The following is a 20,936-nucleotide window of genomic DNA, read 5'->3' as shown; positions in this document are numbered from 1 at the left end:
TTCCGTATAGTGGGCTTTAAAGAGATGAGTCGTATCACTATTCAAGATTTGTCTTCCTATAAATCTCGGGGGGAGCGGTTCACAATGCTAACGGCCTACGACTACTTGACCGCGACTATTTTTGATGAGACTGGCATCCCACTAATTCTTGTCGGAGATACCCTGGGCATTTTTGTTCAAGGCCATGATACAACTCTCCCAGTGACCATGGATGCAATGGTTTATCACTGTGAAATTGTTGCTCGTGCGGTGCATCATGCACTCGTCATTGGCGATCTCCCATTCGGCTCATACACAACCTTGGAAGAGGGTGTCCAAAATGCAGGCAGACTTATCAAAAGAGTAGACTTTTATAATTCTTGAGAAGGACAAAGGAGTAAGTATGGATACAAGTTTTTGGTTGCAGAGATGGGAAAACAATAATATTACTTTTCACAGAAGTGACGCTAACCCTGTACTGGTCAACTATTTCCAAACGCTTTCTTTAATGAAAGACAGTCGTGTATTTGTACCATTATGCGGTAAAACCCGTGATATTGCTTGGCTGCTCTCCCATGGCTATCGTGTTGCTGGAGCTGAATTGGTTGAAATGGCCGTTGAGCAATTATTTATGGAACTTGAGTTAGAGCCAACCATATCAGACGCTGAGGAGGTCAAGCACTATAGCGCCAAGAATATCGATATTTTTGTTGGCAATATCTTCGATGTGTCTAGCCAGGTACTTGGCCCAATCGATGCAGTTTATGATAGAGCCGCTTTAGTAGCCTTGCCCGAAGACATGCGCAATCAATATTCAGCACACTTAATGGAGGTTACTACAAAAGCACCGCAGCTGCTCATTAGCTATGAATACGATCAAACTCTGATGGCAGGTCCTCCTTTTTCAGTTAGTAACGAGGAAGTCAATCAACATTATGGAGATAGTTATGATTTAAATCTCCTGGTCAGCACAGATATTGTTGGTGGGTTAAAAGGTAAATGTGCTGCGAAAAAAAATATTTGGCTACTAAAAAACACATAATAACTTCTTGTCAAATCTAACTAGGGAATGCCATGTATAAAGTCTTTGGAGACATGTTGTCGGGCAATTGTTACAAAGTAAAATTGTTAATGCAGTTTCTTAAAGTCGAGCATGAATGGGTCCCTATTGATATTCTTGCCAGTGAGACCCACACGGAAGAATTTAAGCAGATGAATCCCAATGCCAGAATCCCCGTCATTCGACTAGGTGATGGCAAGCATCTTTGGGAATCTAACGCAATTCTGAATTATTTGGCTGTAGATACCCCATGGCTTCCCCAAGAGAACTATGCAAGGGCAAAGGTGCTACAGTGGCAGTTTTTTGAACAGTATAGCCATGAGCCCTACATTGCAACAGCCAGGTATATCAATAAGTATTTAGGATTACCTAAAGAACGAGAAGCAGAATATCATGCCAAACAGATCGGTGGGCATCGGGCCCTTGCGGTTATGGACCAACATCTGGCTCACCATAAATTCTTTCTAGGCGATCAGGTAACAATTGCAGACATTAGCCTATATGCCTATACCCATGTCGCCGATGAAGGTGGATTTGACTTATCAGCCTACGCCAATATCCGGCGATGGTTCAAAGATTTTGAAAGTATTCCGGGTTATATAACAATGTCCAGGGACAATGCTTAATGATGAAATCAGTTCATGGCGAATGTTTCGACTCTAGCGACGGCTGTAGATCAAAGCTCTACAGAGGGAGGCTTAACGTTGAACATGTAGCTAAATCCAGGGTGGTACATTATTAACCAATAAACCGATGGCTGAGGAACTGGAGCGACATGTCAAGTATTGGATTACTTAATGAAAAGCCGCTCCATGCATCGCTGAAGACTTGGTACGCACAGCCAGGTGATCGATTTGAAGTGGCGGTTGATGGGTTTGTAATTGACATTGTTCGAGATGATCTATTGCTGGAAATCCAGACCGGCAATTTCTCAGCTATCAAGTCGAAACTGATCAATCTGACACGTTCCCATCGGATACGGCTGATCTATCCCATAGCTCAAGAAAAATGGATTGTTAAGTTGGACGAGGCTAAGGGGAGTTATGGCAGTCGCCGCAAGTCACCGAAAAGAGGACGGGTGGAGGATCTATTCCGAGAAATGGTGAGTCTTCCCCAGTTGGTTTCGAGCCCTAATTTCTCACTAGAAGTCTTGATGATCCAGGAAGAAGAAGTGAGACGATTTGAGGGAAAGCGAAGATGGCGCAAGCGAGGATGGCGCACTGAAGAACGTCGGTTATTAGACGTCGTAGGCCAGAGGCGATTTGAAGGACCAGCAGATTGGCTAGTATTTCTGCCGGAAGGGCTAGAGTCATTTACTACGAAAGATCTGGCGGAAGCAAGAGATATTAGAAGAGAGTTGGCGCAGAAAATAGCTTATTTTCTACGAAAAGCGAGTCTCATTAAGCTGATAGGTAAGCAAGGACGGGCCAATCTCTACACTATTTCAGGTACCTAATAAGGGACTACTTTTGTCAGTATCTATTAGAACGGTCACCTTATAATACTATGTCTCTAGATTGTCAAGAAGCGTGCAATCGCAAATCTCCACTGCCCCACCACGACCACCCTATTACCCGCTTAAATAGAAGTATCCCTTCACTCGCTAATTGTAAATTGTGAGCTACATCCATAATTCAAAGCTCAGGTATCAAAAATCAAAATTTACCTTAAGTCAATGTTTAAAACCTTAATCATTCATGGTCATTTTTTAATCTAGAGGCCACACTAGGCTTAAAGCTTCACTTTTTGCCCCCATGTTTTATCCATCTAAACTGCAATTTAGACTGTTATGGCTGTTCGGCATCCTTGGAACAGCAACTACAGGCAGCTACCTATTTGCAGCCCCCGTAGTTGGCATCGGCTCATCAGTGTTCAAGAGAAGACCACTTTTAAGTTGGAGTCGGTCTAAAACTGTGAAACCTTTGGACGGATGGTTTGAGGCTGGTAGTCATCCCAATGATTATGAAATGGGGGCAGATCGCCGTACTACTTACGATGGCACTGCCAGTGGTACCGTGCAAGGCAAACATAATGGGTCAGAGGGCTTTGGCACATTGATGCAAGTCTTTGATGCCCGTGCGTACCAGGGAAAGCGATTGCGCCTAACGGGATATGTCAAGGCTAAGGCCGTTGAAGATTGGGCCGGGTTGTGGATGCGGGTTGACAGCGCCTCTGGTCAAGTCTTGAGCTTTGACAATATGGAAAATCGATCGATTCAAGGCACGACAGAGTGGCAACCCTATGACGTTGTTCTAGATGTACCGGTCGAAAGTAACAACATTGCGTTTGGTCTACTGCTGGCAGGAGATGGTCAAGTCTGGATGGATAACCTTCAGTTCGAAGTCGTTGATGCTCATACACCAACGACGGCTATTAGCCTGGAGCAGTCCTCCGAAACACGACAATTAACAGAGTCACCGGCCAACCTATCGTTTGAGACGTTTTAGGCATGCCACAACAGCGCATCACTCGCAAACGTGGGAGGGTTTTGACCAATATAGGGTTACAAAAAGTGCAAATCGCCAAGCGTAAAGCCGAGATTTGGGAAGATGAAAATCTGTACAGCACAAATAAGACCCATCAAAGGGGACGTCGATAAAAATATTGCTATTCACAAAAAGTTTATTGCCTTAGCCGTTGCACAACAGGCAGATGCAATTTTCTTTCCCGAGCTTTCTATAACAGGGTATGAACCCACACTTGCCAAAGACCTGGCAACAAATCAGAATGATGCAAGGTTTGATGACTTTCAACACATTAGTGACAACTCTAACATCACTATCGGGGTTGGCATGCCAACTAAGCACGATGCTGGCATCTTAATCAGCATGGGTATTTTTCAGCCCCATCAACTCCGACAAACCTACTCAAAACAACTCTTACATTCAGACGAGTTGCCTTATTTTGTCCATGGCCAGCAACAGGTTGTTTTAACAATTGAGAAAGAAAATATAGCCCCTGCCATTTGCTACGAATCGCTACAGCCAGAACATGTTGCGAAAGCCGTTGAGAGTGGAGCCACAGTCTATATTGCCAGTGTCGCTAAACCGGCCCGTGGAATTGCCAAAGCATTCAAACACTATCCAATTATTGCCAAGCAGTATTCAATGCCTGTGCTCATGGCCAACTGTTTGGGACCCAGTGATGACTTTGAAAGTGTTGGTCAATCAGCTATCTGGAATCAAGATGGATTGCTAGTAGGACAGCTTGATGAAATGACCGAAGGTATCTTACTGTATGACACCGACACAGAAGAAATGCTATTGCTGATTTAGAGGATGCATCAATCTGTCAAACATGCCCCATGCCCACACTTTATAGATGAAATCATCCCAAGGATCAGCAATGCCGAAGAAATTATCAAATAAATGATTATTGGCTTACACCATGTTCAGATCACGGTTCCATCACGGCAAGAAGATGTTGCCAGAGACTTCTATTGCCATGTACTAAAGCTCCAAGAAATCCCAAAACCCAAGACCCTTCAAGCTCGTGGAGGGTTCTGGCTAAGTGTGGGTGATCACGCTATTCATGTAGGCATTGAAGATGGGATAGATCGAAGTCGTACCAAGGCCCATTTAGCCTAAAAAGCATTCACCTGCGAGTACGTCTCTGCTGACATCACACCCAGGGGGCATTTCTACATAAAATGACCGCTCCCAATGGTCACGAAATGTGGCTACTCACGAAGTATGAAGCAGTAAATCCACAGTTAATTTGGGAGCCGGTCAGTCCAACTCAAGCAGAAGCCGCAGTCTTTGAAGCTTCTCGTGATCAACACAGCAGTAGTTGGGATGAAGGACTTGATCAGCTTGTCGCGTATTGTGAGACGTTATGATCCGAAAACCTGGCTGATAGCCTCAGATATCTCAGGGCTGAACCTCAGCGCGAACTTTGTCGAATCGCACAAGGAACAGTATCTATGAGATGATCTATTTTAAATTGGGGTAAAGAAATATGTATTCGGTGAGAAGGTGAAGGTTAATTGCAAATGGTTTACTTCATAATTTTTGAACCCAGCAATATACCTAATGTTCTTTGGGAGCGCACCATTACCGCCCTAACTACTTTTCCGACATTACAAGATTGGATTATAGCTACAGGTATATTCCTGGTTTATGGGCTATTAGCCCTGGGTATTGGCAGTGCTTCTCATTTCTTTCGTGGGAACTCACCAGTCGACCATTGGTTGCAGATTAGTGTTCAAGCTTTTTTGGCCCCAGCCTTTATCGAAGAAATTGGTTTTCGGATTGTACTTATACCTCACCCCAGTGAAACTGTCTCTTTAACAAGCTGGTGGCTGTATGCAGGCATTAGCCTGTTGCTGTTCCTGGTCTACCATCCCCTAAATGCTTTAACGTTGTATAAAGCTGGTGATCCTACTTTTTTCATGCCAGGTTTTCTAATTCAGGCCACCCTCTTGGGGCTTGCTTGTACTCTGGCGTACGAGACAACGGGCTCTGCATGGCCCCCTATATTGATCCATTGGATCCCTGTCGTGATCTGGCTTTGTTGGCTGGGAGGCTATGATCGTCTGACTTCATAAAAACTGACGACCACATGGACTCTTTGCTCTTTTTTCAAGAGGTGTTTTCTTCCCTCGACATTGTTTTAGTAGGTGGAATATCTCTGTTTATTGAACCTGTCGTGTGTCCCCACTGACGAGGTGATTGGCCAAAGTACCGCCGGAAATCTCGACTGAACTGTGACTGGCTAGAATAGCCTACCCGATGTGCTGCCTCACCGACTGTAGTACCACTGGCAATAAGGCTGGACGCATCGTTGAGACGATGAAGTTTAATGAACTGAATGGGGGAATAAGTCGTAACTTCCTTAAACTTACGGTGAAATACTGCGCGGCTCATGCCAGCCTGTTGAGCCAAATCGTCAATTGAAATCGCCTCATGAAGATTAGCTCTTAGAAAAGTCAGTGCCCGTGATATCTTCTGCATTCCCCCATAGGCTTGACGCACTGAGGAACCAGCTTCACCTCGAAGAACAGCAAATATTAGTTCTTTCATCCTGCCGTTGCTGAGCATGTGCAGGGCAACCGAATCATCTATCAATTCCAACAGCCGCCCCAGTGCTTCTGTAAAACCATCATCCCACTTTGCCACTGTCAACCCTGGCATAATCTCGGCAGTAGAGTCGCTAGCATTTTCCATGGCTGCCATCTCTATGACGGTCTCGATGATCACATGGGTGTCAAAGTTCAAGGAGAATCCGAGCAGTGGTTTTTCCGGTGAAGCCTCAATTATTTCCCCTTCTATAGGCAGGGGCATTGTACAGCACAAGTATTGATGCTCATCATAGACATGGGTTGTGCCATTTAAGTAGGCCCGTTTGCTGCCCTGAACAATGGCACAGATGCCGGGCTCATATACTCCCGGTACCCGTTCCACTAAGTGACTCATGCGAAACAGCCGTAATCCTTCCAATGGGGTATCGATGACTCCCTCGGTCACTGCATATCGATCGATAAGTTGGACAATGTCATGCTTGTTCATGCATTTAGGATGACCTATTTTTCCTATTTTGAAACCTCACTGAGATAAATAGGCAAAAAAATGAGAGGAATGGGGCTGAATTTTAGCTTTTCAAGCGCTTAACCTGCAAATAGATTCCGCTAGGCCTTTATAAGCCACAACCGAACATGTGATTTACTCTCCCCACCCTTCAGCTTTATGCATTGGAAGGGGATGGAAACGTAATTTTTAATTTAATCATGAGTGCACAGCAACTCATGGTTGACTAACCGACAGGAGAAAACTATGAGTACCAACATTACAGCGGGCAAGAATACCGTCACCTTTAAAAGCGGGAATTACCAGCTGGTAGGAAATCTCTATGCGCCGGAGGGATTTGACGCTTTGCAAAAGTATCCCACCATTGTGTTTACACCGCCTTTTAACCAGGTAAAAGAACAGATGGGTGCACTCTACGGGCGTAAGCTATCAGAAAAAGGTTTCTTGTTTCTGGCCTTTGACCATACTGGTTATGGTGATAGCGAAAGCGACATTCGCAACTACGAAAATGCCTTTATCAAAATCGAAGACATTCACAACGCCATTAGCTTTTTGCGGACACTCCCTTATGTGGATCGCGACCAATTTTATGGCATTGGCGCCTGTGCTGGTGGTGGTTACATGGCGTTGACCGCTGTGACCGACAAACGGATGAAAGCCATTGTGACCGTCTGTGGCATGCTGGATAACCGTTCTACCTACCTGGCGACAGCGGATAAAGATATGGCAATCTCCATGTTCATAGCTGCTAATGAAGCACGGCAGCAACAGTATGAAACGGGTGAGCCAGTTTATATGGATACCCTCGGATATGAAGGCAAGTCACCAGACGAGATTCCCGAAGGTGCACCCCGCGAGGGCTTTGATTATTACATGACCAAGCGTGCCGGTGCAGAAACCTATCCAAATTATTCAAACCGCAGCCTGGCTAGTATTGCCGATATTAATGCGCTGACCGATGCGACCAGCTGGGCTCAATATCTTTACACACCGTATCTTGGCATTTACGGGAAAAAAGCATTGGCCGATACCGGTCCACTGACAGTGGCCTACTACGAAAAATGTACCGAACCAAAAGAGCTATTTGAAGTGCCTGGAGCTTCCCATGTAGACCTGTACGATGTTGAAGAATATGTCGATCAGGCCGTGGACAGAATTGCTACTTTCTTTGGCAAATATGGTAATCAACCATGAACCTTAAAACGCTCGGTAAAGGCCACCGGATTGCCAGCCTTGTGATTATGTTCTTGATGGTACCCTGTCAGCGTTCCTCGGTGAGGGTTGGTTTGAACAGTTTTGAGCACGCTGACAGCCTAAACATTGACACTGGTCATATTGTGATGTGTGTGCGGGCGATGGTTTAGCGGCGGCTGTTACCCAATTTACCTGCGATCGCAGGTAATATACCAACTGCTGTTATACCCAATGCTTGACCCGCTGAACATCAACAGGCTGGTGGGGGTATTGACGACACCTATCTTGGGAATTGCTCTATACCCCCCGACTCAGAATAGGAATATCAAGCACTAACAGGTTCCAAGAGAGGGTTCGGCTTGAGCCGCCCATCTTCCATGTAGATAATGCGATCGGCAATGTCGAGAATGCGATTGTCATGGGTAACTAACAAAATGGTACAGCCCTGTTCTTTAGCTAAGCGCTGCATAATGTTCACCACATCCCGTCCTGATTGTTTATCTAAAGCAGCTGTGGGTTCATCGGCCAGGACAATTTTGGGGTGACTGGCTAGGGCCCGTGCGATCGCAACTCGCTGGCGCTGTCCCCCCGATAGTTCATCAGGGTAATAATCAATCCGGTCCTCCAGCCCCACATGCGTCAGCATATTAGCCGCTACCTCGTCTAGATCTTGATCGAGAAAATGAGGATGTAGCTCCAGGGACATCCGCACATTTTGTCGAGCTGTGAGAAAACTTAGCAAATTATGGGCCTGAAAAATATAGCCAATATTGCACCGCAGTTTATTCAGCACCGGCTTAGGGACTCCGAGAATTTCTTGCCCTAAAATCTTTAAACTCCCGCTTTGTGCTGCCCTCAGCCCCCCCATAAGGGTGAGTAACGTCGTTTTTCCAGAACCAGAAGGGCCAGTGAGGATAACGATTTCGCCAACACGAATGGTTAGGTCTATGTTGAATAGAACCTGTTTTTTTAGATTTCCTTCACCAAAGTGATGGTTCAATTGTTGAGAGACGATAACTGGAGACATGGTCACACCGGAGAATCAGGGTAGAGATAGCGTAAAGTAGTTAAGCGCAAGGAGAATATACGTAGAAGCTGTAGTAGGGGAAATTAGAGGATATATCCTTCAGTGTTGGTTTTAAGTAGGCTGTAGGGCATACCCTAAAAACCATTCTGTGTGATTAAGCTGTAACAACGATATTCATAGAAAAGACTCAGGCAATAAAGGGAATAAACAGTCTAGATGGAGAAACTCACTAAAAAATGTCAGCGGGATCGGCAGTACGTAGCTTTCTCATGGCAATGGCTCCTGAAACAGAGCACATAACAATGGTCAAAATGAGCACGGTGATGGCTCGTCGACTGGTCATGGCAATGGGCAACATTGTGGCTGTAAAAGCCAGCTGATAAAGACCAAAGGCGAGAACAATACTGGGCACGTAACCCAACACAGCCAGCAGCAACGACTCTTGGATGAGGACACTCAGCAAGTAGCTGTCGGTATAGCCCATGGCCTTGAGGGTGGCATATTCTGGCAAGTGTTCAGACACATCGGAGTAAAGAATCTGATAAACAATCACAATGCCGACAATAAAGCCCACACCGACGCCCAGGCCAAAGATAAAACCAATGCCGGTACCATTGGCCCAGTACTCCCGCTCAATTTGGGCAAAATCTTCTGGTGAACCAATTAAAACGTCGTCAGGCAAAGCGGCTGTGAGTTCATGCTGTACCTTTTCAACATCAGCCCCGGGCTTGAGCTGCACCAGCCCCACCTCAATGTGGTCAGCATTCTGGTCAGGAAAGAGCCGCAAAAATGTTGAGTCACTGGCAATCACGTTCCCATCGGCGGCAAAAGACGCACCGTTGGTAAACACCCCTGTCACATCCACCTGCATCCCATTTAGTTCTGCGGAAAATTGACCAGTCTCCCCATAAGCAGCCGCTGTAAACCCATACTCAGGTCGCCCCGCCTGGTCAAATAACAGTTGATTAAGGGGCTGAATTTTGTGTAAATTCTGATTCACCTCCGGAAAATTAAAGGAGGGTTCTGTTGGATCAATCCCCCAGACTAAAATAGCTCGCTCTAGCCTGGTCTCGGGATTTTTCCACTGCCCGGTGGCAATGTAAACACCGCTGACTGAAGCCACATCTTCATGGGCCAGGGTTTGATATAACCGCTGTCTGGGAAAATCTTTTACCGAGAACAATGTTTGCATCTGGGGATTGGTTAATACTAAGTCTGCCTGCAGGTTGCGGTGGGGCTGAATGGCCGCATCGTAAAGCGCACCTTCAAATCCCATTTGGATGAAAATTAGCATGTCGGCAAAGGCAATACCTGCGATCGCAACCATCAACCGTGTCCGCTCTCGCTTAACCTGCAGCCAGGCCAACGGCGTTTTTTTGAGAAATCGAGGCTTAAACATGGTCACAAAGAAAATCGAACGTTCGTTATCTAAAAAAGCAAATTAGAGCTGAACGGTGTGAACAAGACATTCTGTAAGCTAGGATTACCAAGACCAATATCAACGATAGGTTTAGCTGGAGTTGGTGGGATTTGGGCCGCACGGCTAACCGCAATCACCGTCTGTACCTGGAGGTTGCTCAAGTTGGCCACACGCTCACTATCCCCAGGGTTGATGGCAATCTTCACCTCGACGACGCGTCGATCTAGATTCTCACCAGGTTCACGGGCGAAGACATTTTGGCGACTAATCTGACGACCAATTTCAATCACTTCCCCCTGCAAATCACCTGAGAAAGCTTGACCTCGCACTGTTGCTGATTGACCCAGGCGAACGCGACCAATATCGCTTTGATACACCTCTGCAATCACCAACATTTGGTCAGTTTGACCCAAGGCAACAATGCCATCCGTACTCATCTGTTCTCCGGGTCGGGTATAAACTTTCAAGACTTGACCTGCACTTGGGGCTCGAATAGTCGCCTTAGCCAAATCATGCTCAGCGCTCAATAAGGCTGCTTTGGCAGCATCTAATTCCACCTGCGCCAGTTGCACATCTACCGGGCGGATCTCGGCCACCTGTTCCAGGGTCGATTGAGCCGCCGCCAGCTGAGCCTGCCCCGTATGCTCCAAGCGAACAAGTTCAGCACGAGCTTCTTGTAACTGTCGCTGGGCTGTTGTTGAAGTTCGCTCTAGTACGGCTTCAGCTTCCACCTTAGCCTGGCGGGCCGTATCTACCGCTAACTGTTTTTCGTCATAGAGAGAGGCAGAAATAGCCCCAGCTTCGTAAAGAGATTGGTAGCGAGTTAGTTCAGCCGTCGCCGTTTGTAGCTCTGCTTGCAATCGACGAATCGTAGCCGTTTGAGCCGCGCGATCGCCTTCGTATTGGGCCTCAATGCGGGCAATAGTTTCTCGTTGTATTCGCAGCTGTCCTGTCAGTTCAGCCGATCGCTGTGTCACCGTTGCCTGCTGCGCCAAAATCTCGCCGGACTTGGCTCCTGCCTGTACCTGGGCCAACCTGGCCTCGGCCAGTCGAATTTGTTGTTGAGCTTGGATCACTGCATTCTGAAGCCGATCGTAGGAATCAAGCATAGCGATCGCATCACCCTGGTTCACCTGGTCTCCCACATCAACAAACAGCTCTGCTAGGCGATCTCCATCCAACTCCAATGGAGCCGCCACCTGAACAATTTCTCCCGTAGGTTCTAACCGACCTAATGCTGCAACCCCCGGCAACTCCGTTGGTATAGCCGTCATTTCAGACTCGGTTACAACCGGTTGACTGTAGGGAGAGAAGCCAAGATACAAAATACCGCCAGAAGCTGCCAGTGCCGACAGTATCAGCCATAACAACCTTGAATTAAGGCTAAGAACAGTTTTGTTCATGGTGTATCACCATCTGAATCATAAGTTGACTTTGTTGTTCAAATGAAGGGGTCTCTGTGGTTGCTACATCGTAGCCATGATCATAGACATGTTGCAAAACCAATCCATCCATAAACACCATGACAAAATCCACTAATTCGGGCTTGGATAGTTGCAGATAGTCAGCCAGCAACTCTCGTGTCCGTCGCCAAACTTCACGCAAGGCTTGGATATCGCTGTCAGGATTAGGGCGGGTTTGTTGGGAAAAATCCACCCACAGTAATAGCTGTTGATAGTAATACTGCGTATTCTGCAAAACAAAATCCACGATGGCCTGTAGACGACCCTCTAAATCATTCAATTCAGGGACTTGCGCCAGAAAATCATAGATATCTTGCTCACATAGCTCCTGCACGAGCTGGATGAAAATACTCTCCTTACTTGGGAAGTAATGGTACAAGGTGCCTGTAGACACCCCCAGACCCTTGGCAATTTGCCGCATCGTAATCGAACCGTATCCTCGTGCAGCGAAGAGGTCGAGACACCCGCTTAGCAACTCCTTACGGTAACGATCATGATCGACAATTTTAGGCATAGCGACGTGTGAAGAACGGTAGACATAATTTTACCCCCCTCTATTTATTTATAACATATGTTCGTTATAAATAATCAAGACTCGATTAGATAAAAATCAAGAATTGTCAGTATGTTCAAGGTAAGAGCTAGCTTCATGCTTCAGGATCTTGCCAAGAAACCCACATCGGCAGACGCCTACAAGCCTCAATCAGTTCAGCGTTCAGCAGTATTCAAAGGAGTATCAATAGAATGAATAGCGCATCAACAAAGACTAAGTATCACTGTGAACAGGAAAGACGTTACAGGAATGAAGTTAATACATTAAGCGCATGGCACGAAAAAGCAGAGTACCTGCACGCAATCAAGGGATGGGAGATAAAGACCCCATCTGGTCTAATTCCAAGATGTAGTCAGACGAGAAGAATTCCCACCTACAAGCATGGCTCAGGGTAGCTTTTTGGGCCACGTTTATACCATACTTTAGCTGGGCTGAGCTGAAAGATAATGGACGTACGCCGACTCGAACGGCGGACCTCATCGATGTCAACGATGCGCTCTAACCAACTGAGCTATACGTCCTTATCGTTGCCATTCGCTAAGGTCACCGTTCGAATCCTCTTACTTAAAGGGTTTCAAGCAAATTAACCTAGTTTGAATGGCGCTGTAATACTATAGCTTAAAACTACGACTAGATCCCCCTAATTCATAAAAAGTGTGACGAAATAAGGGGGGAATTTGAAACGCTACAGCAAAGGCGAAGTAGGGGTTAAGAACCGTCAAGGACGTTATGTACTTACTTTCACGTGCCCTACACACCATAAACGTCGTGAAATTGCTACAGGCTATCCAGCTAAACGGGAATTCCTAACCAGGGCTAGAGCTAAAGCTGCCATTATCCAGACTGACTTAGGCACAGCTAATTACGATCCCACATTGGCCAAGTACCGAAAGCCAACTAAGACGGCAAGAAATGAAGTTGTACTAGAAAGTCTTAGTACTTTTGAATTACTGGATAGGTACCAAGCCCATAGAGTTTCCCTTGGTAAGTTGCAAGCGATAACCATACATAATCGTTGGAATCCATTAAGACAGCATATGCAACGGTCTAAATTATTTGAAAACCTAGAATGTAAAAAATTATCAACTAACTTGATTCAGAAGTTTACAGACTACTTAGCCAATCAAGGTTTAAGAAAAAAGTCGATCAGAGGCTATCTATCTGTACTTAGGGGTTTAAGTGCCTACCTAAATAAATTAGGTGTTATAGATATTGACATATGTGCCCATGTAGAAATCAAAACGAAGTACACAAGTAGACCAGCTCAAGTAAAGCGACCATTTAACCGTGATGAAGTAGACGCAATACTGACCGTTGCAAAAGAACACGCTAGGTTCAATCACTACTACCTGTTTATACTTTGCCTATTTAGTTGGGGGTTAAGAGTATCAGAGTTAATTGGCCTACGTTGGTGTGATATCAACTTTCAAACTTCACAAGTAACCGTAGGCTCATCGTTATCAAAAGTAGATACCTATCATAGAAAGCGAAAAGAGACTAAAACAGGTTCCGTAAGAACATTATCCATCACACCTAAACTACTTCAACAATTTTTGGACTCTAGACCACAAGACTATCTAAGTAGTGATTTGGTTTTCAAAACTGTCAGAGGCAAAGTTATCAATGATGGTAATTTCAGGTTAAAGGTATGGAAACCATTATTAAAACAAACTTGTGTGGAATATCGTTCACCTCATACCTGTAGACATACTTTTGCATCACTAGGTATTGAGGAGTATGGATGGACTGACTACCAGGCTGCACAACATTTAGGACATAAAGACACAAGGATGATTCAGCAGGTCTATGGTCATGCGATCACGCCTGGGACAATGCCAGAAATTTAGACAGACTTGAAAATCACCCTTATCAGAATAATCTCTAAGACTATCGTTTTGAATATTAGGTGTGATTATCCATAAAATGCATTTCATTCGTTATAAAGCCTTCTAGATAGTATTAACTGAATGTCTTGTGTTATTGCGAATAGAATCAATACCAGCGAGAGAATGAGGGTTTCAGCGATTTTTATCTAACGAGGTTTCAGGGGTTTCAGCGTTCACTATTTTGGTTACCGTCTAGGGTGTTTTTCCAAAAAAGGGGGGTACGGTAACTCGTGAAAGGTTGATGGTTATGGGAAAGTAGGGTCGAAAATGCATATTATGGGGATGTAACTTGGATGAAACTTGCCCCCCAGTTAACGCAGAAAATACAGCCGTCAAGTCTGAGGGGTTGATAGTCTATTTTCTATAATGAAAACTTTCATTATTAAATAGTTTTTGAAAAAGTACATCAATACCTTCGGGTAAGAAACGTTCGTAAAATTCTAAAGGTATTTTTTCGCCTTTTATAGTTTTGAATTTTCTTCTATTACTACGCTCTTTTAATTGATCTTTATTATCTGAAGGTAAATGTGTATTGTTTAACCTGAACGTTCTATCTTCTATAACTAAATCACCAGGTCTATATCGTTTTTGATTCAAGTATCCTTTTGAATTTTGAACATCTAAATACTTTCCTATTTTCTGTAATGATGTATGTGTGTATTGCATATCCTTACGCAAAATGCATACATTTCCATTACAGTCTGGATGCATTTCTAATAAAGTGTAAAAAATGTCATACATAGGAGAACATCTTTTTTCTGCATCTTCAAATTGTTTTGTACCTCTAATCTTATATTGTATTTTTCCTTCTATATTTTTGAATGCATAATGACCTTTTGACCAATAAGCCATAACTTCAGAAGTATGCTGTTCGTCTGGACTTGCTTTATGTTCAAGTTCAAATTGTAGTTCAAGACCATAGTTTGCCCAAAAATTATTAACGTGTTTTGTTGCCCATCTATCTATATCTCCTGAACCTACAGTTGATACAGATTCCTTTATTAGATTCCAAGTTAAATTATTGCCATGATCGTCTTTTAGGTTTCCTACCTTGATGCTTTTATGGCTTTCTAACTTTGATACACTTGATAAGTAATCTAGACCTGGTAGTTTACCATTAGGAGATAAAAACAAGGCTTTATCAAATGAGTAGAAACCACCGTCAGTTATAACCTGAACTAAGCTTAGAGCTTTTGCAAACATCCAAGTATTTAATCTTGCCCTTGCTGTTATGTTATTCGCAATAACAGTATTACCGATAGCAAAATAAGGGCTAGCTAAAACACCATATAGTGTATTTAGGAGTAGCTTTAGACATTCATCTTTAGCTTTTGCTTTTATTCTTTCAACTTCAGTAAGGTTTGGATTTTTCTTTTCTGCTTTTGTTTTATTCCTTGCTTCAATCAATGGACTTATGAACTCTGCGATTGGAATACCTACCCATGCTCTACAACGATTATCAATTGGTAAACCATTTCTTGATTTGAGTTGTCCTTTAGACTTAAGTATAGTTCTAGTCCAATCATCTATAGTATCTACTCTATCTTTTGCAGAATAGTAGACAGCACAAATAACTTCTAAATCCATAAGTTGCTTTAGTTGTTGATTATTTGCTGTTTCTCTAATTGTGTTTAATATATCTGCTGTGATAATTCCATTTTCAATTTGCTTTCTAAGCAATGCAAACTCACCAGCAATATGGGAAATACTATCCCCTTTATCCTGTGAATTCTCATCTTCTGGAAAATTGTTCTTGATAGCATTAGCAATATCTTTTAGCTTTGTAAGTTTTGAATATATTAAGTCTTGGCAAAACTTGATATTGCCTGAAACATATATTGTATAAAGGCCATCAACTAATTCTGATTCGTACTTATCAAGGAATGCTCTAAGTGTGATTCTCAATTCATTAGGACCATAACCAAAGTAACTAGGTAGACCTATTGGATAAGTAAATTTTGAAAGTGAGGTACTATAGCAGCCTTTAGCGTCTACATCGAGCGCTTTGTAAAGAACATAGTTTTCAGGAAATTCATTATTACAACGTCCACCTTGAACTAATGCAGCAAACGCAACTGTATTAGATGTTTTTGGAGCTGAAAATTCTGCTAACGCTTTAACTGATGCTTCACCATATGCTTTATGCTTACATGGTGTTTTTGCAACTATCTTTTTTAATTCAGTTCTTGAAAAAAGTTTGTTAGTCTTTTTATTTATAGGTGTTTTACCGTTAAAGAATAATGCTCTCCAACACTTTCTATAGAAATGATAGTGTTCATGACTAGTATCAATTTGCCCTAACCGTGCTAACGCTAACTTAAACCCTTCAAGATCATTAGCTTCGTTGTATAACCAAGTTTCAAAAATTTTAGATACTAAAGCGCCTGTTGTATACGGCAATCTATCAAGTGTGAAACCTAGCAAATCTTTGCAAATATCTTCTTTAATTAGTGATGTGAATGACTCTTTAATTCCGTGTAGGTCATCAGCATCACCAATTGCGTAATCTAAAAACTTTTCAGTCTCACTAAGTAAACCTTCAAGCATGTTTGATTTATATTTATCCATGTCACTTTTAGAGATCATTTTATAACCCACTGATGCAGCAAAGTCTTTTAATGATTTTTGTGACCAACCTTTCAGGTCATGTATCCTAAAGCAATCTATTTTTCCTTTAATATTACGCTTCTGGTAAATATAGCTGTTTAATGGCAGTGGTTCCTTAGAAAAGTATCGTCTTATATTTTCAAAACCAAAGGCTAACGATAAATCTTTAGGAGAATAGAACAACAGTAAATCAATTGCGTTTTTCTTAAGGTCTTTTTCTATAATCTCTTCTATAAAGTGTTCAAGTATATTCAAATCATCATGGAAAGTAATCCAAACGATAGTTACATCATTAACTTTGGCCCATGTACTAACCTTCATTTTAAGTAGGTTCCATTCGATAGGGGGTACATGCTGTTCTATAGCACTATTCAAGTAAACAGCTTTATCTAAGCCTTTAGCTGATAGTTGAACACATAGATCAAGCTTCTCTTTACTATCCCATTCAGCATCTATTGCAATTTGGATTTTCTCTTTAGTACTTTTTTCATTTTTTAATACAACAGGGCTATCATTTAAGTCAGATATGCCAGGTTTAGGTAAATCAGACGAATTATCTAAGTTGTTGTCAGATATTGTTATTTCTGCCTTATATTCCTTATTCTGACTGTCGTTGTCAGTTGTTGCCAGAGTTGTCTTAGTTTCTTGCATTAGGTATGATGCTCCTATATTGCTTAAAGGAGAAATCCCCAAAAAATAAACCGCTAGAATGCTTACCCATCAAGGGCTGAACACTCTAACGGCTATTGGGGGATTTCTTTTTTGTTTAGGGGTTGATATTCAGTGAGAACCCCTGTTACACTTAGTTCAAACATATTAATTGAAGCCAACTACTTTTCCCGCCAGGAAGCTAGGTAGTTGGTTTTTTACTGTCTATAAAGGTGAAAAAGCTTACTGTATAAGGTTCTCAGGCATTCTCTATACCTGCATGTGTGATCCTTAAACGTGTTGAGCTAAGAGAACAATAACAACAAGACCTTTTGATTGCAATGCCCTTGAGAGAGTCTCTCAGGGGTTTTTGCTGTCACATCAACAAAACTTACACTGTAAGTCTAGGGCAACTATCCCCTGTGCCAAATCATCTCAATTCGAACGCTTATGCTCAGACTGGAATGAATGCATTGCTGTTTCTGTCTAATAGGAACTGCTTAAGCGATCATGACGTTCTAACCAAAGAATCATCAGGCTTTGAGCCTTAATGTGACAGTACCGCTATGCAGGATGGTTGGTACTTGGAGTTAAATAAGCGCTACTTATCTCACAAGAGATTTCGATGAGAGAGACTGATTGTATTCCAGGGCTAACTCATAATCACTACGGTTAACCCTGGTAAGTACCCGTTATCTGGGGTTCCTTCCATTACGACTGAAATACTCGGCTTGAGCTTGTTCCTCTTGAGCTATCTGAGCATCAGCCTGTCTCTTGGCAGTATCAATCCTGTGCTGTAACAACCGTTGGATGTATGCCTTTTTAGGTTCAACAGTCAAACTCTCTTCAAGTACCTCTATACTTGCAATCTTTGACATTCTCATTGATTGGAAGCCAAAAAATGATGCAAGTTCAGTACCTAAATTAAAGGCTAATACGATTAAAACTTGGTTCTCAGTAGGAGATTGACTGTTAGGGAACAACCCCAACCAAGTAGTGTTGTAGTCAAACCAGTAAACACCAATCAGTGTTAGAAGAAACAACCCAAGTATTAGACTTGCCAAAATATATTTAGGAACTTTGGGCAAACCATTGTGATTTAGTGGAGCATTTAATAAGCCCCATATATCATCCCAGTTTTCAGGAGAAGTTAGAAAGATTGATACTGCTGCTTCAATTGAGGCCATTGTCCAACCTAGTGGTTGAGCATATACAGGATTTATCCCCATATTGCCTAAACCGATGATGGTTAATTCTACATTTCGCCATAACACCCAAGCCCCCAGAATGAAACATGCAATGCCGATGGATTGTGTCCAAATAGGGGATCTACGAAAAACTAAGCCTTTACGTTGCATCGGTTAACCCCCGGTAGATTTTTCTTGAACCAATCGCTGATATATTCAGCACAAATGTCATAACGCTCTCTTCGATCAGAGCCCTTTTCACCCCCTTTGGTTAAACCAAATACGTAGTAAACTGCGATATCAGTTTTCTTAGAACCAAATGACTGCCAAAAACGTTGAATTCTTGCATCAATACCTTGTGGATAATACAAGTCTCTAGCACGTTCCCAATGTATGGTATTACCATCTACCTCTTGACTAAATTTCTCTTTAAATTCTTTCAAGGACATGCCTTGAATTCGATTGAAGTTAGCGCTTTCAGGTAGGACATTATTGTTAGAGGAATCGTAACTTTTTTGGTCTGATTCCCCTGGTTCGGTTTCGGTTCCGTCTAGTTCGCCTAAATTATCGGGTTCATCCCATGGAGCTTGAAACCCTTTCATATCAGTCTGGTTACGCGTAACTGTATTCTGGTTCGTTTCAGTCGGAACCGATAGTGAGCCAGTGCATGTCAATGTTGAGTCAGCGGTTAGGTATACCGGATTATACTCAGGTATATCGCTATGTCCATTAAGTAGAGATGTACCTATTAATTTAGGATTTTTATTGTTATCTAATTTCTTGAGTAAACAAAAAATTGCTACTGATGGCAATACAAAGAAAATAGGAAAAGGTACACCTAACCCATTAGGTGATGAAATCGAATTTGTACTTGCCTGGTTAACTTGTGAAACAGTACTTTTATTTTGAATTTGTGAGTCTAATACCCTATGTGTAGTAGAGGTTTGTACTTCGTTCGAACTTTGATAATTATTAGTACACCAACCATTTTCTAAACCAACTTGATCAGCTGCTGTTTGTGTTGGTTTATAGGGCTTAATCGGTTGGACGAATAATACGGCTTCCGTATCACTATCGATGTACGATTCCACCCAGCTACCATCAGGCTGAGCACCGTAACTATGCTGAATCGCATTACACGATCGGACTGTTGTGGTCATAATGGATATGTTCCATGCTATTGGGACAATGGGGTAAGGAAGTTTCTCAGGCTACTTACCCCTTTAAGTAGAAAGCTGTAGCGGAAGGTTGAACTACGAATTGAACTAACCTTTTAAGGTGCCAGTTGTAAAATCTATATCCGTAAGCTGATAATCCTTACCTGCACCTAGAATTAATTTGTGACTGGCAAGTTTAATTTGCAAAGCTTCCTTCGTACCTTGAAAGGTAACGTTATCTTCTGTTCTCCTAAATTGTTTTGTGAACTTACCATCGACAATTATTTGCTGTGAACCGTAAACTATTGATTTCCCCATCGAACTAAAATCTTCAACTACAAGCGTGTAGATGAATGCTTAGTTAGTTTCTCTCTTCAATAGTAGGAATGCCTGAAGCATGAACTTGTTCAAATAATCCAAGCCAAAGTTCCCATTTACCTAAAGGCATAGTTACTAACTGAGGCCATCCATCTAAGAAGTCTTGTTCAAGAAAAGAATTACATTCTTTAGTAAATGTAGAAACCCAATTCCAGGGCATAACAAAACTTTTGTTTTTACATTTAACTAAAGCTGGTGATGTAGCTCCTTCTGGAGTCTGTTCTTGAATTTCAAGAATTTCTATTGAAAGTACTATTACTTCCATTACTCCTCTGGCCTAAAACTTTGGACTTGAGAAGCATTATTTAATTGTGGGTTTTGAGAATTAGGTTGCTGTTCTACCTGAGTAGCTGACCATTCCCCAAGGATGTGTTGAACACCTACCTTGTAATCGTCAGTACCTAATCTGGCCATAGCCTTTTGAACTATGGGTTGATACCCCTTCTCAATCGTTACCCGTATTTGTGCCATAGCGGTTTAGACCCATATGCCATTTAAGCGTTGGGTCTGGCTAATGTGGTTTACATAGGTATAGTAGCGCCAATAGTTGCCTATTTACAACCAATGTGAGTATAAAATCTTATATATGCTGAAATTACAAGGTTTCAGCACACTCGGCTAGTATTTAGGAGCAAATAAGCAACTATGGGTAAATCTGTGGCAAGTAAAGTTTGGGCTAGCGTCTCAGACAAGTTAGCTAAGCGTCTAAACACAAGAGCTGATGAAGAAGGGCAATCCAGGAGTGCTCTGATCGCTTACCTACTTGAACGTGCTATGGAAGATTGGCAACCAGCTGATGAAATACAGGGGGCAACTACGGCTGATAACCAGACTGATAAAACCTAAATTTCA

At 42.7% G+C, this 20,936-nt stretch carries 24 protein-coding genes and 1 tRNA gene; 13 read left to right on the top strand and 12 right to left on the bottom strand.

What is annotated here, in order from left to right:
* The first annotated feature begins 24 nt into the window (after positions 1 to 24).
* From U2F10_RS05660 to U2F10_RS05620, 9 genes are all read left to right on the top strand, one after another.
* Positions 25 to 363: a 3-methyl-2-oxobutanoate hydroxymethyltransferase gene (locus tag U2F10_RS05660; protein ID WP_499871233.1), complete on the top strand. Its 339-nt coding sequence runs from the start codon at positions 25 to 27 to the stop codon at positions 361 to 363.
* A 19-nt stretch (positions 364 to 382) separates the two neighbouring features.
* The gene (gene tmpT, locus U2F10_RS05655; RefSeq protein ID WP_499871231.1) at positions 383 to 1,021 is read left to right on the top strand and encodes a thiopurine S-methyltransferase; all 639 of its coding nucleotides are present in this window, start codon (positions 383 to 385) and stop codon (positions 1,019 to 1,021) included.
* A 32-nt stretch (positions 1,022 to 1,053) separates the two neighbouring features.
* Positions 1,054 to 1,665, top strand: a complete 612-nt coding sequence (locus U2F10_RS05650) for a glutathione S-transferase family protein (protein ID WP_163663305.1) — start codon at positions 1,054 to 1,056, stop codon at positions 1,663 to 1,665.
* A 149-nt stretch (positions 1,666 to 1,814) separates the two neighbouring features.
* Positions 1,815 to 2,495, top strand: a complete 681-nt coding sequence (locus tag U2F10_RS05645) for a DUF8091 domain-containing protein (RefSeq protein ID WP_499871229.1) — start codon at positions 1,815 to 1,817, stop codon at positions 2,493 to 2,495.
* Positions 2,496 to 2,952: 457 nt separating this feature from the next.
* On the top strand, positions 2,953 to 3,486 hold the full coding sequence (locus U2F10_RS05640) for a hypothetical protein (RefSeq protein ID WP_499871227.1): 534 nt from the start codon (positions 2,953 to 2,955) through the stop codon (positions 3,484 to 3,486).
* A gap of 102 nt (positions 3,487 to 3,588) precedes the next feature.
* Complete coding sequence (locus tag U2F10_RS05635; RefSeq protein WP_163663311.1) at positions 3,589 to 4,314, top strand: carbon-nitrogen hydrolase family protein; 726 nt, start codon at positions 3,589 to 3,591, stop codon at positions 4,312 to 4,314.
* A gap of 93 nt (positions 4,315 to 4,407) precedes the next feature.
* Positions 4,408 to 4,626, top strand: a complete 219-nt coding sequence (locus tag U2F10_RS05630) for a VOC family protein (protein WP_499061614.1) — start codon at positions 4,408 to 4,410, stop codon at positions 4,624 to 4,626.
* A 62-nt stretch (positions 4,627 to 4,688) separates the two neighbouring features.
* Entirely contained in the window at positions 4,689 to 4,877 is a 189-nt protein-coding gene (locus U2F10_RS05625; protein WP_499060370.1) for a hypothetical protein, read from the top strand.
* A gap of 153 nt (positions 4,878 to 5,030) precedes the next feature.
* Positions 5,031 to 5,585: a CPBP family glutamic-type intramembrane protease gene (locus U2F10_RS05620; protein ID WP_499871225.1), complete on the top strand. Its 555-nt coding sequence runs from the start codon at positions 5,031 to 5,033 to the stop codon at positions 5,583 to 5,585.
* Positions 5,586 to 5,619: 34 nt separating this feature from the next.
* On the opposite strand, the gene U2F10_RS05615 is transcribed toward U2F10_RS05620, so the two are convergent.
* Positions 5,620 to 6,546: an AraC family transcriptional regulator gene (locus U2F10_RS05615; protein ID WP_499871223.1), complete on the bottom strand. Its 927-nt coding sequence runs from the start codon at positions 6,544 to 6,546 to the stop codon at positions 5,620 to 5,622.
* A 264-nt stretch (positions 6,547 to 6,810) separates the two neighbouring features.
* Between U2F10_RS05615 and U2F10_RS05610 the strand changes: the two genes are divergently transcribed.
* Together U2F10_RS05610 and U2F10_RS05605 are read left to right on the top strand one after the other, a co-directional pair.
* A complete protein-coding gene (locus U2F10_RS05610; RefSeq protein ID WP_499865798.1) occupies positions 6,811 to 7,758 on the top strand; it encodes an alpha/beta hydrolase in 948 nt (315 codons plus the stop codon).
* Positions 7,755 to 7,928 (top strand): hypothetical protein, encoded by a 174-nt coding sequence (locus U2F10_RS05605; RefSeq protein ID WP_499871221.1) that lies wholly within the window; start codon positions 7,755 to 7,757, stop codon positions 7,926 to 7,928. The genes U2F10_RS05610 and U2F10_RS05605 overlap by 4 nt, the downstream gene beginning before the upstream one ends.
* A 155-nt stretch (positions 7,929 to 8,083) precedes the next feature.
* Here the strand turns inward: U2F10_RS05605 and U2F10_RS05600 are convergent, their stop codons facing one another.
* The 5 genes from U2F10_RS05600 to U2F10_RS05580 form a co-directional block, all read right to left on the bottom strand.
* Positions 8,084 to 8,785, bottom strand: a complete 702-nt coding sequence (locus U2F10_RS05600; protein ID WP_163663323.1) for a DevA family ABC transporter ATP-binding protein — start codon at positions 8,783 to 8,785, stop codon at positions 8,084 to 8,086.
* Positions 8,786 to 9,014: 229 nt separating this feature from the next.
* Entirely contained in the window at positions 9,015 to 10,184 is a 1,170-nt protein-coding gene (devC, locus tag U2F10_RS05595) for an ABC transporter permease DevC (protein WP_163663327.1), read from the bottom strand.
* A 29-nt stretch (positions 10,185 to 10,213) separates the two neighbouring features.
* A complete protein-coding gene (locus tag U2F10_RS05590; RefSeq protein ID WP_499871219.1) occupies positions 10,214 to 11,608 on the bottom strand; it encodes an HlyD family secretion protein in 1,395 nt (464 codons plus the stop codon).
* Complete coding sequence (locus U2F10_RS05585; protein WP_499871217.1) at positions 11,589 to 12,182, bottom strand: TetR/AcrR family transcriptional regulator; 594 nt, start codon at positions 12,180 to 12,182, stop codon at positions 11,589 to 11,591. Before U2F10_RS05585 ends, U2F10_RS05590 begins: the two co-directional genes overlap by 20 nt.
* Positions 12,183 to 12,668: 486 nt before the next feature.
* Positions 12,669 to 12,742: transfer RNA gene (locus tag U2F10_RS05580), tRNA-Val, on the bottom strand.
* 156 nt (positions 12,743 to 12,898) lie between these two features.
* Between U2F10_RS05580 and U2F10_RS05575 the strand changes: the two genes are divergently transcribed.
* Positions 12,899 to 14,068 carry a tyrosine-type recombinase/integrase gene (locus tag U2F10_RS05575; RefSeq protein ID WP_499871215.1) on the top strand — a complete coding sequence of 390 codons (1,170 nt, stop codon included), beginning with the start codon at positions 12,899 to 12,901 and terminating at the stop codon, positions 14,066 to 14,068.
* Positions 14,069 to 14,461: 393 nt separating this feature from the next.
* Here the strand turns inward: U2F10_RS05575 and U2F10_RS05570 are convergent, their stop codons facing one another.
* The 6 genes from U2F10_RS05570 to U2F10_RS05545 all read right to left on the bottom strand — a co-directional run bounded on the left by U2F10_RS05570 (position 14,462) and on the right by U2F10_RS05545 (position 20,555).
* Positions 14,462 to 17,365, bottom strand: a complete 2,904-nt coding sequence (locus U2F10_RS05570; RefSeq protein WP_499871213.1) for a hypothetical protein — start codon at positions 17,363 to 17,365, stop codon at positions 14,462 to 14,464.
* A 689-nt stretch (positions 17,366 to 18,054) separates the two neighbouring features.
* Positions 18,055 to 18,720, bottom strand: coding sequence for a hypothetical protein (locus U2F10_RS05565; RefSeq protein WP_499871211.1), 666 nt, complete (start codon positions 18,718 to 18,720; stop codon positions 18,055 to 18,057).
* Entirely contained in the window at positions 18,702 to 19,709 is a 1,008-nt protein-coding gene (locus U2F10_RS05560; RefSeq protein ID WP_499871209.1) for a hypothetical protein, read from the bottom strand. The genes U2F10_RS05565 and U2F10_RS05560 overlap by 19 nt, the downstream gene beginning before the upstream one ends.
* A 105-nt stretch (positions 19,710 to 19,814) precedes the next feature.
* Positions 19,815 to 20,024 carry a hypothetical protein gene (locus tag U2F10_RS05555; protein ID WP_499871208.1) on the bottom strand — a complete coding sequence of 70 codons (210 nt, stop codon included), beginning with the start codon at positions 20,022 to 20,024 and terminating at the stop codon, positions 19,815 to 19,817.
* Positions 20,025 to 20,067: 43 nt separating this feature from the next.
* Positions 20,068 to 20,349: a hypothetical protein gene (locus U2F10_RS05550; RefSeq protein WP_499871206.1), complete on the bottom strand. Its 282-nt coding sequence runs from the start codon at positions 20,347 to 20,349 to the stop codon at positions 20,068 to 20,070.
* On the bottom strand, positions 20,349 to 20,555 hold the full coding sequence (locus U2F10_RS05545) for a hypothetical protein (protein WP_499871204.1): 207 nt from the start codon (positions 20,553 to 20,555) through the stop codon (positions 20,349 to 20,351). The genes U2F10_RS05550 and U2F10_RS05545 overlap by 1 nt, the downstream gene beginning before the upstream one ends.
* Positions 20,556 to 20,729: 174 nt before the next feature.
* On the opposite strand from U2F10_RS05545, the gene U2F10_RS05540 reads away from it, so the two are divergent.
* On the top strand, positions 20,730 to 20,930 hold the full coding sequence (locus U2F10_RS05540; protein WP_499871202.1) for a ribbon-helix-helix domain-containing protein: 201 nt from the start codon (positions 20,730 to 20,732) through the stop codon (positions 20,928 to 20,930).
* The last annotated feature ends 6 nt before the right edge of the window (positions 20,931 to 20,936 follow it).

Source organism: Leptothoe sp. EHU-05/26/07-4, from assembly GCF_043421015.1.
GTDB classification, from domain to species: Bacteria; Cyanobacteriota; Cyanobacteriia; order Phormidesmidales; family Phormidesmidaceae; genus Leptothoe; species Leptothoe turfae.
This window is presented reverse-complemented; position numbering and strand designations above follow the sequence as displayed.

Excerpts from the sequence above, each read along its gene's own strand:
- U2F10_RS05615 (WP_499871223.1), bottom strand. The coding sequence starts at position 6,546 with ATGAACAAGCATGACATTGTCCAACTTATCGATCGATATGCAGTGACC.
- U2F10_RS05555 (WP_499871208.1), bottom strand. The coding sequence starts at position 20,024 with ATGGGGAAATCAATAGTTTACGGTTCACAGCAAATAATTGTCGATGGT.
- U2F10_RS05565 (WP_499871211.1), bottom strand. The coding sequence starts at position 18,720 with ATGCAACGTAAAGGCTTAGTTTTTCGTAGATCCCCTATTTGGACACAA.
- U2F10_RS05635 (WP_163663311.1), top strand. The coding sequence starts at position 3,589 with ATGAAAATCTGTACAGCACAAATAAGACCCATCAAAGGGGACGTCGAT.
- U2F10_RS05540 (WP_499871202.1), top strand. The coding sequence starts at position 20,730 with ATGGGTAAATCTGTGGCAAGTAAAGTTTGGGCTAGCGTCTCAGACAAG.
- U2F10_RS05560 (WP_499871209.1), bottom strand. The coding sequence starts at position 19,709 with ATGACCACAACAGTCCGATCGTGTAATGCGATTCAGCATAGTTACGGT.
- U2F10_RS05620 (WP_499871225.1), top strand. The coding sequence starts at position 5,031 with ATGGTTTACTTCATAATTTTTGAACCCAGCAATATACCTAATGTTCTT.
- U2F10_RS05630 (WP_499061614.1), top strand. The coding sequence starts at position 4,408 with ATGATTATTGGCTTACACCATGTTCAGATCACGGTTCCATCACGGCAA.
- U2F10_RS05610 (WP_499865798.1), top strand. The coding sequence starts at position 6,811 with ATGAGTACCAACATTACAGCGGGCAAGAATACCGTCACCTTTAAAAGC.
- U2F10_RS05650 (WP_163663305.1), top strand. The coding sequence starts at position 1,054 with ATGTATAAAGTCTTTGGAGACATGTTGTCGGGCAATTGTTACAAAGTA.
- U2F10_RS05645 (WP_499871229.1), top strand. The coding sequence starts at position 1,815 with ATGTCAAGTATTGGATTACTTAATGAAAAGCCGCTCCATGCATCGCTG.
- U2F10_RS05605 (WP_499871221.1), top strand. The coding sequence starts at position 7,755 with ATGAACCTTAAAACGCTCGGTAAAGGCCACCGGATTGCCAGCCTTGTG.
- U2F10_RS05550 (WP_499871206.1), bottom strand. The coding sequence starts at position 20,349 with ATGGAAGTAATAGTACTTTCAATAGAAATTCTTGAAATTCAAGAACAG.
- U2F10_RS05625 (WP_499060370.1), top strand. The coding sequence starts at position 4,689 with ATGACCGCTCCCAATGGTCACGAAATGTGGCTACTCACGAAGTATGAA.
- U2F10_RS05600 (WP_163663323.1), bottom strand. The coding sequence starts at position 8,785 with ATGTCTCCAGTTATCGTCTCTCAACAATTGAACCATCACTTTGGTGAA.
- devC (WP_163663327.1), bottom strand. The coding sequence starts at position 10,184 with ATGTTTAAGCCTCGATTTCTCAAAAAAACGCCGTTGGCCTGGCTGCAG.
- U2F10_RS05585 (WP_499871217.1), bottom strand. The coding sequence starts at position 12,182 with ATGCCTAAAATTGTCGATCATGATCGTTACCGTAAGGAGTTGCTAAGC.
- tmpT (WP_499871231.1), top strand. The coding sequence starts at position 383 with ATGGATACAAGTTTTTGGTTGCAGAGATGGGAAAACAATAATATTACT.
- U2F10_RS05660 (WP_499871233.1), top strand. The coding sequence starts at position 25 with ATGAGTCGTATCACTATTCAAGATTTGTCTTCCTATAAATCTCGGGGG.
- U2F10_RS05590 (WP_499871219.1), bottom strand. The coding sequence starts at position 11,608 with ATGAACAAAACTGTTCTTAGCCTTAATTCAAGGTTGTTATGGCTGATA.
- U2F10_RS05570 (WP_499871213.1), bottom strand. The coding sequence starts at position 17,365 with ATGCAAGAAACTAAGACAACTCTGGCAACAACTGACAACGACAGTCAG.
- U2F10_RS05545 (WP_499871204.1), bottom strand. The coding sequence starts at position 20,555 with ATGGCACAAATACGGGTAACGATTGAGAAGGGGTATCAACCCATAGTT.